Raw genomic sequence first — 15,576 nt, forward strand, 5'->3', positions numbered from 1 at the left:
ACGCCGGTCGCATGGCCGGGGGTGTTGAATTTCATCCATCGTTTTGCGAATTATCGCAATTGCGGCCGAGTACCAATGTTTGCAATATATAGTGAACCCGCGAATGGCTGCGGCCGTCGCGGGGGACGCACAATTTAAACAAAAGCAGCAAACAGGGGATATTCCATGAGGAGACAAACGATGTGGTACCAGAATTCAGCATTCGCCATTGCCTGTGCCGCGATGCTGGCCGCCTGCGGCGGCGGTGGCGGCGGTAGCGATGGCGGAGCAGTGCAGACAATGGCTTTCAGCTTCCCGGGCGGCACCGAAGTCGCCATTCCACCTGAAGTGGCAAGTACTACCTTGAAGGCGACCGCCAGTTCCGGCGGTCCGGTCACGTTCACTTCGAACACGCCGGACGTTTGTTCGGTGAGCGGCGACAAGCTGTCGCTGCTGAAAGCGGGCGAGTGCTCGGTGACCGCCACCCAGGCCGGGTTCGAAGGCTACGCCCCGGTTTCGCAACGCCAGCTTTTCGTGATTCCCAAGCGGCCGCATATGGTCTCCTTCCGCAATCCGGGAGCGCAGGCGCTTGATTCGCAGCCGGTGGCACTGGCTGCAGTGTCCGACCTAGGCCGGCCCGTCACCTTCTCATCGAGCACGCCAACCGTGTGCACCGTCAGCGGCAGCACGATGACCAAGGTTGGCAATGGCCTGTGCACCATCACCGCCCAGTCGGACGGCGGCGATATCTATGCGACGGCGACCATGGTCAAGAATATTCCGATCGGTACCGAAAAGGCGCCGGTACTGACGCACTTCAGCGGCTTCAAGGACGCCTCGACCACCAAGGAAGGCGGAACCATCAACGGCTACGCGGGCGTGAACCTGAACGGCTGGTGGTGCAATGGCTGGTGCGACCAGGTCCTGTCGGAAGACGGCAACAATCTCAGGTTCACCTTCAACGTCAAGCTGGACAAGCCGAACGACGGCAGCTGGATTGGCGGCTACTACGGCTTGCATGTCCTGGGCGCCGGCCTGAAGGAAATCTCCAAAGTCGGCCCGATGATCAGCGGCGTGCGAATCGACTCGCAGGCGTCCATGAAGTTCCGGATCGCTCAGAACGCCGAATGGATCAACACCGGCAACAACACTGTCAACGTCGACCTGGTCCTCGGCCACTTTGCGCTAAAGAACGGCAAGGACGCCTGCAACGTGACGCTGCGCTCGAAAGTCAGGCCCGCCACCACCGACGCCACCGACTACACGGTCTCCTTGCGCGATGTGACGGTCGCCGAGTCGTGCGGCCTGAGCGACATCAACACCTGGAATGAGCTGCAGGACTACCCGATCGTCCAGGTCTCGTTCAACGCCGACAGCATGAACGTTTCGGTTTCCAGTACTCCGCTGGACAAGCCTACCTATCCGACCCGGATTACGTTGACCGGCCCGATTACCTTCCAGTGATGCGCCAGCAAGCAAAGCAGATAACAGGATAAATATAATGAAGAGAATAGAGACAACGAACGCCAGGCAGCCACTCAAGATGACCGCGCTGGCTTTCGCCGCAGCGCAGCTTGCAATGCTGTGCAGCAGCGCCGCGCAGGCCCAGGCCCAAGCAACGGAGCCGGCGGCCAAGGACACTCCGGCAGTGGTGGTGGTGACCGGCCAGCGCCGCCAGGTCGAAACCGCACAGCGCATCAAGCAGGAGTCTGAACTGATCGTCGACTCGGTGGTGGCCGACGAAGCCGGCAAGCTGCCCGACAAATCGATTACCGAAGTGCTGCAGCGCGTGGTGGGCGTCACCATGGACCGCAACCGCACGCGTACCGGCGCCAACCTGGCGGCCAATGGGCTGGGGTTCGACGTGGAAGGCTCGGGCATCCAGGTGCGCGGCCTGTCCTGGGGTTCCTCCACGCTGAACGGACGCGAAACCTTTTCGGCGGGCTGGCCCGGCCGTGAGCTGAGCTGGGGCGACGTGCCGCCGGAACTGATGGCGGGCGTGGACGTGTACAAGAACCCTTCCGCCGACCTGATTGAAGGCGGCATCAGCGGCCAGGTCAACCTGCGCACGCGGCTGCCGTTCGACACCAAGGGCCAGAGCGGCGCGCTGACCGTATCGGACAACTACGCGGTGCTGGGCAAGAAAAACTCGCCGGCTTATTCCGGCCTGTACTCGAACCGCTGGCAAACCGATATGGGCGAGTTCGGCGCGCTGGTGGATCTGTCGTACGGCAAGACCACCAGCCGTTACGACTCGATCGACCAATCCGTCTATTACCCGAGGAGCAACCTGGTTCCCGGCCGGACTGTGTGGGTGCCGGTGGGCGCGTCCTGGGGCACCAGCACAGGCGAGACTGAACGCAAGGGCTTCTACGGCGCCCTGCAGTGGAAAAAGAACGGCAAGGAATCGTCGCTGACCTATTTCGACTCTGCGTTTCGTTCCACGAACTTCGGCAACAATATTTTTACCGGGGGCGAAGATCCCTACCTGACGAAATATGCGGACGCCAAGTACGACAGCAATGGCGTCTTCCAGTCCGGCATCCTGAGCTATCCGATCGGCGGCAAGGGCGCAAACCAGTTCGCCGAGGGCGGCCTGCGCATGGGCACTACCCGCAATTACAGCGACGTGAAAGGGCGCACGCGCGAGCTGGCCTGGAACTTCAAGTGGCAGGCCAACGAGCGCTGGTCGTTCCAGAACGACCTGCAGTGGGTCCACTCCACCAATTCGGGCGATTTCGGCATGATCAATCTTGGCACCTTCGTGCCGAGCATGGGTGTGGACGTTTCCGGTGCGCGGCCTGCGTTCAATTTCGATGAGAAGGCGCGCAACTTCCTGGCCGATCCCGCCAATTATTACTGGGACATTTCGCAGCCTGACGTCAACAAGGCCAAGGCGGACCTGTATGCGTGGAAGGTGGACGGCAAATATGTCTTCGACCACCCGGTCCTGCGCGACGTGCGCTTCGGCATGCGCCTGACCAAGCGCTCTTCCAGGAAAGACAAGAACGCCGGGACCGGCTGGAAGTCCTTCTCCGAGGAATGGGGCGTAGCGACCACCAAGGTGGCGGGGCAATTGCCCAACCCGGCCGACCTGGGCTGGCAGCGCAGCAACTTCGGCTACCTGAGCGACCCGCGCTATGCGGCGCTCGGCAGCGTCGAAACCTTCGCTTTCCCGAACTTCTTCAATGGCCGCATGAGCTCACCGCCGACGATCGTGGTGCCGACCCGGGCCCTGATCCAGGACAAGCCGGCCGCCTACCAGAAATTGTTGACCGCCCTGCGCTATAACTGCGAGGACGCCAATGCGATCAAGGGCACCAGCACCGATTGCTCGCAGATGGGCAGCGATTGGGTACGCGATAGCTTCAGCGACGAGCCGAAGTACGTCAGTGAGCACAGCGAAGGCACGCAAGCGCTGTATGGCAGCCTGCGCTTCGGCTTCGACGACTGGAAATATCCGGTGGAAGGCAATGCCGGCGTGCGCGTGATCCGTACCAACACGGTGGCGCATGGCTATACGGTGTTCAAGCCTAGTTATAGCGATTCGACCCCGCCAAGCCTGCCGCGCTTCGGCACGATCGACGAGCCGATGGACCTCAAGTCGAATCACATCGACGTGGTGCCGAGCCTGAACCTGAAAGCCAACCTGACGGACAAGCTGCAATCGCGCTTGGCGCTGTCGCGCGGTATCTACCGCCCCGGCTTCGACCAGCTGCAGGAGTACATCACCCTGAGCCAGAACGTCACCATGGACAGCGGCGGCAAGAACATCAGCATGGTCACCTACACCGGCAAGAACGATGGCAACGTGAAGCTGAAGCCGCTCAAGGCGAACAACGTCGACCTTTCGCTGGAATGGTACCCTCAGAACGGGCAGGCGCTGACCGGCGTGGTGTTCTACAAGAACGTCAGGGACATCATCATGTCCGAGACTTACACCCGGACGATCAAGGATACGGCCGGCAACGAGCAGGACTTCGAGATCACGGGACCGGCCAATGCCGCCAAGCTCTGGCTTGCCGGCGTCGAGATCGCGGGCCTGACCTACCTGGACAAGCTTCCCGTCCTGGCCGAGCGCTTGCCGGAGTGGGCGAAAGGGTTTGGCGTATCTGCCAACTTCACCTACACGCACGGCAAGCAGGAGCTGTATCACCCCTTCAATATGCCTTATTGCAATGCAGGCAGCCTGTCGATCGGCGGCAACCTGTATGGCTGCGACACCAACGGCTTGCCGTTCAAGGACTTGCCGGTGCCATACATGTCGAAGCGCGCCTTCAACGCGGCATTCATGTACGACCGCGGGCCGATCTCGGCGCGCCTGGCGTACAGCTGGCGTGACCGCACGCTGCTGGCAACCGGTGTGTACGGCGCTTCGGGCGACAAGGGCACCAGCGCCGATCCGGTGCGCATTGCCGCCAACGGCGGTGTCGCGCCGACGGACGTGGGCTGGGGCCTGCCGGTCTGGCAGGAGGCCGTGGGCCAGTGGGATGCCGGTATCAACTACCGCTTCGGCGAGCACTTGTGGGCCAGCTTCAACGTCAGCAACCTGACCAATGTCGTGACGCGGCAGACCAACCAGCAGGCCCCGGGCAACATGGGCCGCTCCTGGTACGACCCGGGCCGCAGCTATCGGGTGTCGGCAGGTTATACTTTCTGACGCTGATCGCCGCGCCGCCCTGGGCCGGCGCGGCTTCGAAAGGACACCTCATGAAAATTCGCACCTCGATGATCGCATTGGCCGCTGGTATTGGAGCGCTGGCCTGCAATGCCCAGGCAGCAGAAAAGGCGGGCAAGCAGGTTGCCGCTGCCGATAGCCAGGCATATTGCTTCTACCAGGACCAGAAGTTCTCGGAGGGTGCGGTGTTCAACGGGCGTGTGTGCAGCCGTTCGAGTGGCGGTAAAACAGCGGATCTCGTGTGGTTGCCGCAGGAGGGGACTGAATTGTCCGGCATGCTGCGCGAGCTTGATCAGGCCCGGTTGCAGACGCAGCTGCTGCAGTCCCGGACCATCCTGGCCGAGACAGAGGCGCGGTATAACGAAGCGGTCGTCAAACTGTCCGGCAAGAAGTGATGATCATTTCTTCTGCTACCGATTACCGGGAAGCGGCGCGGCGCAAACTGCCGCCGTTCCTTTTCCACTACCTTGACGGCGGCGCCGGCACCGAAACCACGTTGCGGGCGAACGTCGGCGACCTGCAGCAGGTGAACCTGCGCCAGCGCGTGCTGAAAGGCTCGGAGGAACTTGACCTGTCCACCGAATGGTTCGGCGTGAAGCAGGACTTGCCTCTGGCGCTGGCGCCGGTCGGCCTCACCGGCATGTATGCCCGGCGCGGGGAAGTGCAGGCGGCCCGGGTGGCGGCGGAACGCAATATTCCCTTTATCCAGTCCACGGTTTCGGTCTGTCCCTTGAAGGAAGTGGCGGAACAGTCTTCCAGGCCGCTGTGGTGCCAGTTGTACGTGCTGAAAGACCGCGGCTTCATGCGCGATTACCTGCAACGGGCGCGTGACCTGGGCATCAAGACCCTGGTGTTCACCGTCGACATGCCGGTGCCCGGTGCGCGCTACCGCGATGCGCATTCCGGCATGAGCGGCCGCAACGGCCCGCTGCGCCAGGTGCTGCAGGCCATGCTGCATCCGCGCTGGGCGCTGGACGTGGGCCTGCTGGGCAAGCCGCATGACCTGGGCAATATTTCGGCCTATCGCGGCAATCCCACCGGCCTCGCCGATTACCTGGGCTGGCTGGCCGCAAACTTCGATCCGGGCATCGACTGGAATGACCTGCAATGGATCCGCGACGAGTGGCAGGGGCCGATGGTCATCAAGGGCATTCTCGACGCGCAGGATGCGCGCGACGCCAGGTCCTTCGGCGCCGATGGCATCGTCGTCTCGAACCATGGGGGGCGGCAGCTCGATGGCGCCCTCTCGACGGCGCGGGCGTTGCCGGCCATCGCCGAAGCGGTAAAAGGGGACCTGACCATCTTCGCCGATTCCGGGGTGCGCACCGGCCTTGATGTGGTGCGCCTGCTTGCGCTCGGGGCGGACGGGGTACTCATTGGCCGTGCTTTCGTCTACGCGCTGGCGACCAGCGGTGCAGCGGGCGTGCGCAACCTGCTTGCCATCCTCGAGAAAGACATCCGTACCAGCATGGTGCTCACCGGCGTGAAGTCGGTGCGCGATATCGGCGCCGACATTCTCGCCTGAAGCGAAGCTGATTTGGCCGGCGTTGCTTTTTCACGAGTTGCGTTGTACAGTATATATGCAAAACATAATCCAGGAGGAATAGTGAAGAGACGGGAAATACTGAAACACCTGGGCGCGGCCATTCCCGCATTGGCCGTGGCGCGCTACGGCCAGGCGGCGGCTGGCAGTGCACCGCAACATGAAGCCATGGCGCGCGGACCCTTCAAGCCCGACTGGGATTCGCTGGCTGCCTACCGCACGCCGGACTGGTTCAGGAACGCGAAGTTCGGTATCTGGGCGCACTGGGGGCCGCAATGCGAGCCCGAATTCGGCGACTGGTATGCGCGCGGCATGTACGAAGAAGGCAGCGATGCCTACAAATATCACCTGAAGAAGTACGGTCATCCATCGCAGTTCGGCTTCAAGGACGTCATCCACCAGTGGAAGGCGGAGCGCTGGGACCCGGACGCGCTGGTTTCCCTTTACAAGCAGGCCGGCGCCAGATATTTTGTGGCGCTGGCTAACCATCACGACAATTTCGACCTGTATGCCAGCAAGCACCAGCCGCAGTGGAATTCGACCCGGCTGGGTCCGAAGAAGGACCTGATCGCGGGCTGGGGCGCGGCTGCCAGGCGCCACGGCTTGCGCTTCGGCGTCAGTGTGCACGCGGCGCATGCCTGGACCTGGTACGAAACTGCGCAGGGCGCCGATAAAACCGGCCCATATGCCGGCGTCCCCTACGACGGCAAATTGGCTAAAGCGGACGGCAAGGGCAAGTGGTGGCAGGGACTGGACCCGCAAGCCTTGTACGCGCAGAACCATGCTTTGAGCAAGACCCGCCATACCCACGAACTGTGGGATTGGGGGAACGGCGCCTCGGTTCCCGACCAGGCTTACTGCGAGAAACTGTATGACCGCACCGTTGAACTGATCAACAACTACGACCCCGACCTGGTGTACTACGACGACAGCAAGCTGCCGCTCTGGCCGGTCAGCGATGTCGGCCTGCGCATGGCGGCGCATATGTATAACCGCAGCATCGCCAGGAAGGGCAAGCTGGACGCCGTCGTCAACGGCAAGATACTCGATGAACAGCAGCGCAAGACCATGGTGTGGGACATCGAACGGGGCCAGAGCAATGTGATCGAGCCGTTGCCCTGGCAGACCTGCACCTGCATCGGTAGCTGGCATTACGATCGGCGCGTGTACGACAACAAGGCTTACAAGAGCGCGCAAACCGTGGTGCATACCCTGATCGATGTGGTCAGCAAGAACGGCAATTTGCTGCTGAGCGTTCCGGTGCGCGGCGACGGCACGATCGACGAACTGGAACGCGCCATCGTCGAGGAGATCGGCCGCTGGCTCGCAGTCAATGGCGAGGCGATCTACGACACGCGGCCATGGTCGGTGTTTGGCGAAGGGCCGTCGCTGGCCGAGTCGTCGCCGCTCAGCGGGCCTGGCTTCAATGAAGGCAAGAACAAGCCGTTCACTTCGGACGATATCCGCTTCACGACCAAGGGCGATGCGGTGTATGCCATCGTTATGGGCTGGCCGGCCAGCGGCAAGGTCGCCATCAAAGGCATGCAAAGCGGCAGCCCGCAGATGACGAAGGCGGTATCGCAGGTTGAACTGGTGGGCGGGAGCGCGCTGGCCTTCACGCAAGGGCCGGATGGTTTGCAGGTAGCCTTGCCGGCCAATGCGTCGGCGCTGCCATATGCCTTCGCGCTGAAAATTACCTGAAGGGGAGGTATGAAGAAAGGTCTATTGGCTGCGGCTTGCCTGCTGTCGCTGCATTGTGCGCAGGGCTTGGCCCAGCAGGCGCCTGCGAACGCCACGGATGAAGAGCGCTCGGCGCTGAAGTCGAAGTCCGATTCGGGCAAGTTGGCTCCGGAATTGCGGCTGCCTGCGGAAGACATGCGCTGGTGGCAGGATGCGAAGTTCGGCATCTTCATTCACTGGGGGCTGTACGCCATTCCGGCCAAAGGGGAATGGCATATGCACAACGACAAGGTCGATCCCCAGGAATATGCCAGGCTGGCGAATCAATTCAAGCCAAAGCATTTCAATGCGGACAGCTGGGCACAGCTGGCCAAGGATGCGGGCGCGCAGTACATGGTGATGACGGCGCGGCACCACGACGGCTTCGCCATGTTCGCCAGCAAAACGAGCTACCGGAATTACGACTCCGGCCACTCGGCAGCGCACAAGGACTTCATCGCCGACTATGTCGCAGCGGTGCGGCGGCGGGGCATGCGTGTCGGCATCTATTATTCGCCCATGGACTGGCGCTTCCCCGGCTATTTCGATCCCAAGGGATTGCCGGACAACGCGGCCCTGATGAAGAAGCAGGGGTATGGCCAGGTGCGCGAATTGATGTCCAACTACGGCAAGATCGACATCCTCTGGTACGACGGGGGCTGGCTGGCGCATCGCGGCAGCGATGCCGATGCGGCCTGGTTCTGGCAGCCGGAGATCCTGAATGCGCAAGTGCGCAAGCTGCAGCCCAAGGTCGTGATCAATCCGCGTTCGGGGTGGCAGGGCGACTTCGATACCGAAGAAGGCGGCCAGCCGGTCACCGGACCGATACGCAAGAAACCCTGGGAGAAGACATTCTCGATCGGGCCGGCATGGGGTTACGTGCCGGGCGATGCAATGGAGCCGGGCCAGGTGATCCGCCTGGTGGTAGACGCCGTGGTAAGGAATGGCAATGCCCTGGTCAATATCGGGCCTGATGCGGACGGCCGGATTCCGGACAACCAGGCGCGGACGCTGCAAGGCATCGGCGTCTGGATGCGCGTCAACGGGGAGAGCATCTACAACACGCGGCCGGGACCTTTCCAGCCTGTTGACGGCGTCTATGGCTCGACCATGCGCGGCAAGAACGTCTATGTCCACGTGCTGTCCTGGCCTGGCGAGAGCCTGAAGCTTCCTCCTTTGCCAGGAAAGGTGGTTTCGGCCAGCACCCTGGCTGGTGCGCCGGTTCGCTTCAGCCAGAGCGGCAGCGGCATCGTCGTCAGCATGGACGCCGCCAGGCGCGATGCTGTCGATACCGTCATCAAGCTGGAAACCGATGCCGAGCCTGGCATGGTCGCCGGCGCCGACTGACGATCAGGCGCTGCTGCCGGCGAAGGTGCGGCTCACCCGTTGCAGGTGCGTGCGCATGGCCTTGCGCGCATCTGCGGCATCGCGCGCGGCGATGGCGTCGAAGATGGCGCGGTGGTCGAGCAGGGTGGCTTTGCGCAGTTCTTCGGTTCGGTAGTGTTCCTTGAGGCGATGCCACAGGTTGCTGCGCTGGCGCCAAAGATAATCGATGACGCCGACCAGCGCTGCATTGCCGCTGGCGCGCGCAATCGCAAGGTGGAAGTTGCGGTCCGCCTGTTCGTTGGTGGCGCGGTCTTCGTGGCTGCGCTCCATCTCCAGCATGGCGGCCAGGATGGCATCGAGCGCCGCCGCGCTGGCGTTCTTCGCCGCCATGGCGGCCACTTCGGTTTCGATGACGCTGCGGGCGGACAGCACCTCGAATGGTCCCGGGCCGGCTTCCGGTACGGCGGCCGGCGATGCCGCATCCTGGTTGACGTAGACGCCCGAGCCGCCGCGCACTTCGACTACGCCGCCCAGTTCCAGGGCAATCAGCGCCTCGCGCAGGGACGCGCGGCTGACTAGCAGCATGGCGGCCAGCTCGCGCTCGGGAGGCAGGCGTGCTCCGGCGGCGATACCCTGTTGCCGGATCAGTTCCTGGATGCGTTCGGCGACCACCCGATACATGCGGGTTTCCGGCTGGCGCGACGTCGATGGCTGCATGTCGGTCATGTCTTCATTCCTTCGATTCGGTAGAAGCGGCGGGCGTTGTTGCCGAACACCGCTGCCCGCTGCCGTTCATCCAGGCCGGACAGCAAGGTTTCGCTGGCGTCGACCCAGGCCGCATAGTCGGTTGCCAGCCGCAGCACCGGCCAGTCGCTGCCCCACATCACGCGCTCCGCGCCGAACACCTGCAGCGCGTGGTTCGCATAGGGTTGCAGCTGCTGCACGGTCCAGCCCGGGCCGGCTTCGGTGACCATGCCGGACAGTTTGCACTCGACTTGCGCCAGGACGGCCAGGCGGGCCAGGTCGCGCAGCCATTGCGCATCCGGCATGCCGTCCATGGCCGGCTTGGCCAGGTGGTCGATCACGATTGGCAGCGCGGGGTAGCGCCGTGCGAAAGCGTATAGCGCAGGCAGCTGGCGCGGCAGCACCAGCGCATCGAAACCGAGGCCGTGGCGCAGCATGGCTTCCACCGCGGGCGCCAGGGCAGGATCGTCGATCCAGTTGTCGTCGGCCAGGTCCTGCAGCATGGGACGCAGGCCGCGCAGCCTGGGGTGGGCCGCCAGGGCGGCAATGCGCTGCGGCGCATCGGGCGCTTTCAGGTCGGTCCAGCCGACCACGGCCTGCACGAAATTGTGGCGGTCGGCCAGGTCCAGCATGTAGCGCGTGTCGGCCTCGTTGGGCATGGACTGCACCAGCACTGTGCCGGCAATGCCGCTTTCGCGCAGCAGGGCGGACAGGTCTCCGGGATGGAAGTCGCGGTGGATGGGCGCAAGCCCGGGCGGCGGCCAGGCGCCGTTGCGGGCGGCCAGTTGCCAGAAATGCTGGTGGGCGTCGATGCGTGTCATGATCCGGAGTTTAATGGGTCGGGGAGGAACGGCATGGCGTGCGCCGGAATGATGGCGCCGTGGTGCATGACGACGGTGGCGGCAAGGGCGCAGGCGAATTCCGCAGCCTGGATGTGATTTGCGCCAGCCAGCCGCCGCGCGAGATAGCCGGCATTGAAGCTGTCGCCGGCGGCGGTGGTGTCCAGCGCCTGGACTTGAACTGCAGGGACGTGCGCAGCACGGCCACAGCAACCGCCAAGCAGGCAGCCGCCGGCGCCGAGCTTGAGCACTACCTCCGGCACGCCCAGCGATTCGATGCGCTGCAACGCCCGCGCCGGATCGGCTGCTCCGTGCAGGACCACTTCGTCGTCAAGGCTGAACAGGGCGTGGGTGCTGAGGCGTGCGGCGCGGTCCATCCATTTGGCGGCGGTGGCGGCGTCCCACAGGGCGGCGCGGTAATTGTTGTCGAGAGCAACCCAGCCGCCAGCGGAGCGCACTGTTTCGGCCAGGGCCAGCAAGGCCGTGCGGCGGTCATCGTCCAGGATCGCCAGCGTGATGCCTGTTACCAGCAGGACGCGGCATTGGGCCAGCGCCGCGCCAAGTTGCGCCAGGTGCGCGGCGGACAGCATGGAGCGTGCCGCCGACTGGGCGCGCCAATAGGCGAAACGGCGCTCGCCGCCGGCGTCGGTCTCGATCGCATACAGCCCGGGCGTGCCGCCTGGCCGGGTTTCGACCAGGCTGTCGTCGATGCGCTCGGCGTGCATGTGGTTGCGGATCAGGATGCTCATCGCGTCGTCGCCCAGTGCGCTGACATAGCGCACCGGCAGGGCAGGGACCAGCCGCTTCATGTAGACCGCCGTGTTGTAGCTGTCGCCGGCGGCCGCGTGGAGGATCGTACCGTTCGGCTGTGGGCGCAGCTCGAGCATGCATTCGCCGGCCGACCAGAGTTCGCCGTTCACGCTGCGTAATCCGTCACAGGCCGCGCAGCGGCAATGCGCAACGCTGCTCGCAGGCGCGGCTGGGCCAGCGGCAATTGCATCCGGTTGGCCAGCGCGAGCACGGGCAGCAGGCGGCGCCGCTTCTTCTCCTCGTGGTTCTGCGCGATATCGGCAAGGCGGTGGGCCAGGAAGGGATTGTTGAAGCGGTCGCGCACCTGCGCCAGGTAGGCGCGGGCGATATTGCCTTCGTCCCGCGCCTGGAACACGGGCAGCACTTCCTCTTCCCAGAGCGCCTCCAGTTCCGCACGCAATTTTGGATCGGACATGGCCTGCAGCACGGTTTCATCGTCGGGGCGGCCCCATTGCAGCCACTGTTCGGCCAGGAAGGTGTGGCCCAGGTTCAGCAGGAAGAGCTTACGCCGTTCATGCGGTTCCAGCTTGTCGGTCAGCACGATCTGGGGATGAGTGCAGGGCAGCACCATGTTTTCCTGCGCTTCGATGACCCAAATGGCATAGGGTTCGGCCACCGCACCGGCCGGCTCGATCGGCTCGGAGACAATGCGGTCGACCAGCGAATTGACCCACACGCAAGTGTCCTCCAGGTAGGCCAGGAAGGCGTCGCCAAGCTGCCACTCGCGCGCCAGCTTGCAGACCAGGCCGCGCAGCACGCTGCCGTTATTGGCCACCAGTTCGCAAGGATACAGCGTGAGCGGCGCCGCGCCGTGGCGGTAGCGGTGGTACAGCAAGTCCAGCAGCTTGGCGGGGTAGCTGCGAGGCGGCTTTTCAGCGCCGAGCATTGCCGGGACATCCTGCCCGGACAGCTCGTAGCCACGGTCGCCCGTGTTGGAGATGATGACCTGCACCGGTCCAGCAGCCAGCGCCCGGACTGCCGCCCAGTCGCGGTCCGCGTGCAGGCCTGCTGCGATGGAAGTGACGCGGTGCTCCTGGTCGACCACGGCGCCGCCTTCGAGGCCGCGAATGCGCACCGGGTAGCCGCCGGGCGCGTTGAACGCCGACAGCCGCTGCGCGCTTTGGACGCTGCCGGTGGTCTGCACCACGGTGATCTTGCCAAGCGCCCGCTGCTGGTCCAGCGCCTGGTGCACGAACAGGTCGACGTGCGCCTGGAGGAAGCGGCTGGTGCCGAATTGCAGGATTGGAGTCGACATGGCTTATACCTCGACGATGGCCTTGATCACGCCGGCGGCGGGATCCATCCATTGCGGCAGCACGTCCACGAAATCGTCCAGGGTGGTGCGGTGGGTATTCATCAAGCCGGTCGGAATCAGTCCTGCCTTCATTGCCGCCAGCACCGTGCGGAAGTCGTCCGCAGTGGCGTTGCGGCTGCCCAGCAAGCTGGTTTCGCGCTTGTGGAATTCGGGATCGGCAAAGGAGATCCGGTCCAGCACGATCGACACCAGCACATAGGTGCCGCCGTGGGCGACGAACTCGAGGCCGCGTTCCATCGCCTTTACATTGCCGGTGGCGTCGAACACGACGTCATAGAAATCGCCCTTGGTAAGGTCCGACAAACGGGCCTTGTCTTTCTCGCCGACGGTGACCGTGTGCGGCACGTCGAGGGCCTTGCTGCAGAACGCCAGGCGGTCTTCGCGCGCATCCAGTACGGTCACCTTGCCGCCCTGGAGCTGGGCGAACAGGGCGGCGGCAATGCCGATCGGACCCGCACCCACCACCAGCACATTCTGTCCGGTACGGATATTGGCGCGGCGCACGGCGTGCGCCCCGATCGCCAGGAATTCCAGCATGGCGGCGTCGTCGAGGGAGATGCCGTCGGTCTTGAACACGAAGCGCTCCGGCAGCGCCAGGTACTCGGCCATGCCGCCGTCCCGGTGCACGCCCAGCACCTGGATATTGGTGCAGCAATTGGTCTTGCCCTGGCGGCAGGCGACACAGGCGCCGCAGGACAGGTAAGGCATCACATAGACCTGGTCGCCGGGCGCCATTTCGCTGCCGGCGGGCGCGCTGACCACTTCGCCCGACAGTTCGTGCCCCATGACCCGCGGGTACTGGAGGAAGGGCTGGGTGCCGCGGAAGATATGCATGTCGGTGCCGCACAGGCCAATGCGGCGCACGCGCAGCAGCACCTCGCCTTCGGCGGGCTGGGGCAAGGGACGCTCGACCAGTTCCAGTTCGCCCGGCGACTGGCATACGACGGTTTTCATCATGGTTCTTTTTTCCGTATCGAAGTTTGGATGTGCTTGCATTGTACGGCATATATGCCATACAATCGAGTCGTCAATGCAGCGATTTTGCCTATTTCTCCCGTAAGGAATTCTTATGCCTGACCCGACGCCCGCGGCGCCGCGCCTGCTGTTGATGGCTCCCGAAGACAACTGCCTGATTGCGCGCATGCCGCTGGCTGCCGGCGAGGCGCTGGAGATCGATGGCGCGCCCGTCACCCTGCCGGAAGCTATTCCGCTTGGCTACAAGGTGGCGCGCCGCGCGCTCAAGGCCGGCGAGAAGGTGTTGCGCTATGGCGCCATCATCGGCACCGTGTCGGCCGACGTTGCGCAGGGCGCCATGCTCCACACGCATAATGTGGCCAGCGATTACATTCCAACCTATACACTGGCGTCGGACGCCCATTCTTTCATCGGGAGCACCCACTGATGCCGAACGCTTCACCGCCAGCATTGTCCGGATACCTGCGCGCCGACGGCCGCAAAGGCATCCGCAACGTCGTCGCCGTTGCCTACACCGTCGAATGCGCGCACCACGTGGCGCGCCTGGTCGTCAATGCATTCCCGGGTCAGGAAGTGCACCTGATCGGCTTCCCGGGCTGCTATCCGAACGACTACGCCGACCGCATGATGAAGCGCCTGGCGACCCACCCCAACGTCGGCGCCGCGCTGATCGTGTCGCTGGGCTGCGAGAGCTTCAACCGGCGCGGCCTGGAAGAGGAGGTTGCCGCCAGCGGCCGCCCGGTGCATACCATCACCATCCAGCAGAACAGCGGCACCCGCACCAGCGTTGCCGACGGTATCGAGTGGGTGCGGTGGGCGCGCCAATCGCTGGATGCGCAGGAACGCGTGCCGATGGGACTTGATGAACTGGTGGTGGCCACCATCTGCGGCGGCTCGGACAGCACCAGCGGCATCACCGCCAACCCCGCTGTCGGCGTGGCCTTCGACCAGTTGGTGGCCGGCGGCGCAGCCTGCATCTTCGAAGAGACAGGGGAATTGGTGGGTTGCGAATTCCATATGAAGCGGCGTGCCGCCACGCCTGCACTGGGCGACGCCATCGTCGCCTGCGTAAACAAGGCAGCCCGCTACTACACTGTTCTCGGGCACGGCAGTTTCGCCCCTGGCAATGCCGATGGCGGCCTGACGACGCAGGAAGAAAAATCGCTCGGCGCCTACGCCAAGAGCGGCGCATCGCCGATCAGCGGCATCCTGAAACCGGGCGACCAGCCCGGCGGCGGCGGCCTGTACCTGCTGGACGTGGTGCCTGATGGCGAGGTGCGTTTCGGCTTCCCGAATATTTCCGACAATGCCGAAATCGTCGAACTGATCGCCTGCGGCGCCCACCTCACGCTGTTCACCACCGGGCGCGGCTCGGTGGTCGGCTCGGCGATCGCACCTGTGATCAAGGTGTGCGCCAATCCCGATACTTACCAGCGCCTGTCTGAAGACATGGACGTCAATGCCGGCCGCATCCTGAGCGGCGAGGCATCGCTGGAGCAGGTCGGCACGGAAATCGTGCAACTGGTGGCCGAGGTGGCCGGCGGTGCGCAAAGCTGTTCGGAAGCGCTGGGGCACCAGGAGTTCATCCTCACCTATAAGCAGTTCGAGCCGTCCGGCCCCGGATGCTTTCCGTTGAAAGCGGCATGAG

The 15,576-nt window shown here is 64.0% G+C and carries 13 protein-coding genes; 8 read left to right on the plus strand and 5 right to left on the minus strand.

What is annotated here, in order from left to right; translation table 11 throughout:
- Nucleotides 1–165: 165 nt before the first annotated feature.
- The 6 genes from ACN9MY_RS14105 (at nucleotide 166) to ACN9MY_RS14130 (ending at nucleotide 9,266) form a co-directional block, all read left to right on the plus strand.
- Nucleotides 166–1,443 carry a hypothetical protein gene (locus ACN9MY_RS14105; RefSeq protein WP_426323116.1) on the plus strand — a complete coding sequence of 426 codons (1,278 nt, stop codon included), beginning with the start codon at nucleotides 166–168 and terminating at the stop codon, nucleotides 1,441–1,443.
- 37 nt (nucleotides 1,444–1,480) lie between these two features.
- Entirely contained in the window at nucleotides 1,481–4,639 is a 3,159-nt protein-coding gene (locus ACN9MY_RS14110) for a TonB-dependent receptor (RefSeq protein WP_426337493.1), read from the plus strand.
- 50 nt (nucleotides 4,640–4,689) lie between these two features.
- Nucleotides 4,690–5,052, plus strand: coding sequence for a hypothetical protein (locus ACN9MY_RS14115; RefSeq protein WP_426337494.1), 363 nt, complete (start codon nucleotides 4,690–4,692; stop codon nucleotides 5,050–5,052).
- Nucleotides 5,052–6,182 carry an FMN-dependent L-lactate dehydrogenase LldD gene (gene lldD / locus ACN9MY_RS14120; RefSeq protein ID WP_426337495.1) on the plus strand — a complete coding sequence of 377 codons (1,131 nt, stop codon included), beginning with the start codon at nucleotides 5,052–5,054 and terminating at the stop codon, nucleotides 6,180–6,182. The genes ACN9MY_RS14115 and lldD overlap by 1 nt, the downstream gene beginning before the upstream one ends.
- A gap of 81 nt (nucleotides 6,183–6,263) precedes the next feature.
- Nucleotides 6,264–7,901 carry an alpha-L-fucosidase gene (locus tag ACN9MY_RS14125; protein WP_426337496.1) on the plus strand — a complete coding sequence of 546 codons (1,638 nt, stop codon included), beginning with the start codon at nucleotides 6,264–6,266 and terminating at the stop codon, nucleotides 7,899–7,901.
- Between the two features lie 9 nt (nucleotides 7,902–7,910).
- On the plus strand, nucleotides 7,911–9,266 hold the full coding sequence (locus ACN9MY_RS14130) for an alpha-L-fucosidase (protein ID WP_426337497.1): 1,356 nt from the start codon (nucleotides 7,911–7,913) through the stop codon (nucleotides 9,264–9,266).
- 3 nt (nucleotides 9,267–9,269) lie between these two features.
- Here ACN9MY_RS14130 and ACN9MY_RS14135 read toward each other — a convergent pair whose 3' ends face one another.
- Genes ACN9MY_RS14135 through ACN9MY_RS14155 form a run of 5 tightly spaced genes read right to left on the minus strand, consistent with a single transcriptional unit; the run spans nucleotide 9,270 to nucleotide 13,907 of the window.
- Nucleotides 9,270–9,971, minus strand: coding sequence for a FadR/GntR family transcriptional regulator (locus ACN9MY_RS14135; protein ID WP_426323126.1), 702 nt, complete (start codon nucleotides 9,969–9,971; stop codon nucleotides 9,270–9,272).
- Nucleotides 9,968–10,810, minus strand: coding sequence for an amidohydrolase family protein (locus tag ACN9MY_RS14140; RefSeq protein ID WP_426323128.1), 843 nt, complete (start codon nucleotides 10,808–10,810; stop codon nucleotides 9,968–9,970). Before ACN9MY_RS14140 ends, ACN9MY_RS14135 begins: the two co-directional genes overlap by 4 nt.
- A complete protein-coding gene (locus tag ACN9MY_RS14145; RefSeq protein WP_426323130.1) occupies nucleotides 10,807–11,748 on the minus strand; it encodes a sugar kinase in 942 nt (313 codons plus the stop codon). Before ACN9MY_RS14145 ends, ACN9MY_RS14140 begins: the two co-directional genes overlap by 4 nt.
- A complete protein-coding gene (locus tag ACN9MY_RS14150) occupies nucleotides 11,745–12,893 on the minus strand; it encodes a mannitol dehydrogenase family protein (RefSeq protein ID WP_426337498.1) in 1,149 nt (382 codons plus the stop codon). Before ACN9MY_RS14150 ends, ACN9MY_RS14145 begins: the two co-directional genes overlap by 4 nt.
- A gap of 3 nt (nucleotides 12,894–12,896) precedes the next feature.
- Nucleotides 12,897–13,907 (minus strand): zinc-binding alcohol dehydrogenase family protein, encoded by a 1,011-nt coding sequence (locus ACN9MY_RS14155; protein WP_426323754.1) that lies wholly within the window; start codon nucleotides 13,905–13,907, stop codon nucleotides 12,897–12,899.
- 115 nt (nucleotides 13,908–14,022) lie between these two features.
- Between ACN9MY_RS14155 and ACN9MY_RS14160 the strand changes: the two genes are divergently transcribed.
- Both ACN9MY_RS14160 and ACN9MY_RS14165 read left to right on the plus strand, forming a co-directional pair.
- The gene (locus ACN9MY_RS14160; protein WP_426323134.1) at nucleotides 14,023–14,355 is read left to right on the plus strand and encodes a UxaA family hydrolase; all 333 of its coding nucleotides are present in this window, start codon (nucleotides 14,023–14,025) and stop codon (nucleotides 14,353–14,355) included.
- Nucleotides 14,355–15,575: a UxaA family hydrolase gene (locus ACN9MY_RS14165; protein ID WP_426323136.1), complete on the plus strand. Its 1,221-nt coding sequence runs from the start codon at nucleotides 14,355–14,357 to the stop codon at nucleotides 15,573–15,575. Before ACN9MY_RS14160 ends, ACN9MY_RS14165 begins: the two co-directional genes overlap by 1 nt.
- The last annotated feature ends 1 nt before the right edge of the window (nucleotide 15,576 follow it).

Origin of the sequence: Pseudoduganella sp. R-31 (assembly GCF_049913235.1) — a bacterium.
Classification (GTDB): Bacteria; Pseudomonadota; Gammaproteobacteria; order Burkholderiales; family Burkholderiaceae_D; genus Rugamonas.